This window comes from Collinsella ihumii (assembly GCF_030385545.1).
GTDB classification, from domain to species: domain Bacteria; phylum Actinomycetota; class Coriobacteriia; order Coriobacteriales; family Coriobacteriaceae; genus Collinsella; species Collinsella ihumii.
In genome coordinates this window covers 1-1,454 of record NZ_JAUEIQ010000025.1, presented here as the reverse complement: position 1 = coordinate 1,454, position 1,454 = coordinate 1, and the positions used below count along the sequence as shown (strand labels likewise).

General features: G+C 74.1%; 1 protein-coding gene. It reads left to right on the top strand.

Going from position 1 to position 1,454, the window contains the following annotated elements; translation table 11 throughout:
• Positions 1–52 precede the first annotated feature (52 nt).
• Positions 53–1,426, top strand: a complete 1,374-nt coding sequence (locus tag QVN30_RS11425) for an IS3 family transposase (protein ID WP_289836469.1) — start codon at positions 53–55, stop codon at positions 1,424–1,426.
• Positions 1,427–1,454: the final 28 nt, after the last annotated feature.

Sequence of the window (1,454 nt, the reverse complement as noted above, 5' to 3'; positions counted from 1 at the left end):
GGGGATGCGGACAAAAAGTTGGACACCCGCGGGTGTCCGGATTGGAGTCCGAATGTACCCCAAGGAGACCAGGGAGCTCGCCCTCGAGGCGCTGCGGCTCGGGTTCAGCGTCCGCGAGGCCGCCGAGCTCGCCGGCTGCAGCCGGCGGTCCGTCCGCACGTGGCGCGCGAAGGTCGCCGGGCCCCGCCCGCGCAAGGCTCCGGTATACTTGCCCCTCGAGAGGAAGATGGAGCTCGTCGCCCGCTACGAGGCGGGCGAGCGCGCCGCCGACCTCGCCGCCGAGGCCGGCGTGACCGGGCCGGCGGTGACCGGCTGGGCGCGCAGGCTCCGCGAGGAGGGGGCGCTGGCGCTGGTGACCGACGACGAGGTGAGGGCGCGGGCCCCGGAGCCCGCCGGGCCGCCCTCGGAGCTGGAGGCCCTCAGGGCCCGCTGCGAGGAGCTGGAGCTGGAGAACGCGATACTGGCCGGCACGGTCGAGATACTAAAAAAAGGCCCAGGCGCCGACCCGTCCGCCCTGACGGCGGCGGAGCGGGCGGCGCTGGCTGAGTCCCTCAGGGGCCGGTTCGGGCTGCCGCGCGTGCTCGCGGCGCTCTCTCTGCCCAGGAGCACGTTCTACCACCGCCTCTCGCGCGCCGCGGCGGACCGCGACGCCGGCATCAGGGCCCTCGTGGCCGAGGAGTTCCGGGCCTCCGGGGGCCGCTACGGCTACCGGCGCGTGCACGCCGCGCTGCGGGCCCGCGGCGTCGTCGCCTCCGAGAAGCGCGTGAGGCGCGTCATGCGCGAGGAGGGGCTCGAGGCCGCGAGGCCCCGCCGCCGGCGCTACAGCTCCTACGCCGGCGAGGAGGGGCGCGCGTGCGCCCCGAACCTGCTGCTCGTCGACGCCTCCCGAGACCTGCACGACTTCTCGGCCGCCGCGCCCGGCGAGACCATGGTCACGGACGTCACCGAGTTCAGGCTGCCGGACGACGCGCGCAAGGTCTACCTCAGCCCCGTCATCGACCTCTACGACGGGGACGTCGTGTCCTTCTCGGCCGGCACGAGCCCCTCCAAGGCGCTCGTCTCGGAGATGCTCGCGGGGGCCGTGGCCGCCGCGGGAGGGGGCTTCACCCTGCACTCCGACCGCGGCTGGCACTACCGCACCCCCGACTGGGTCGCCGCCTGCGGGTCGGCGGGCGTGACGAGGTCGATGTCGCGGAGGGGCCACTCGCCCGACAACGCCGCCTGCGAGGGCTTCTTCGGCAGGCTGAAGGTCGAGTTCTTCCACGGCAGGGACTGGTCGGGCTGGAGGGCGGAGGAGTTCATCGCGGAGCTCTCCTCGTACATCCGCTGGTACCGGGAGGGCCGGCTGAAGGCCTTCCGGGAGGGCGGCCGGACGGTGTACGATACGATCAGGGGCCGAAGAGAGCGGCTCGGGCTGGCCGCCTAGGCCTGTCCAGGAAATCGTCCGCATCCCC

Bases quoted from the DNA above. Each gene is read 5' to 3' on its own strand.
- QVN30_RS11425 (WP_289836469.1), top strand. From the start codon at position 53: ATGTACCCCAAGGAGACCAGGGAGCTCGCCCTCGAGGCGCTGCGGCTC.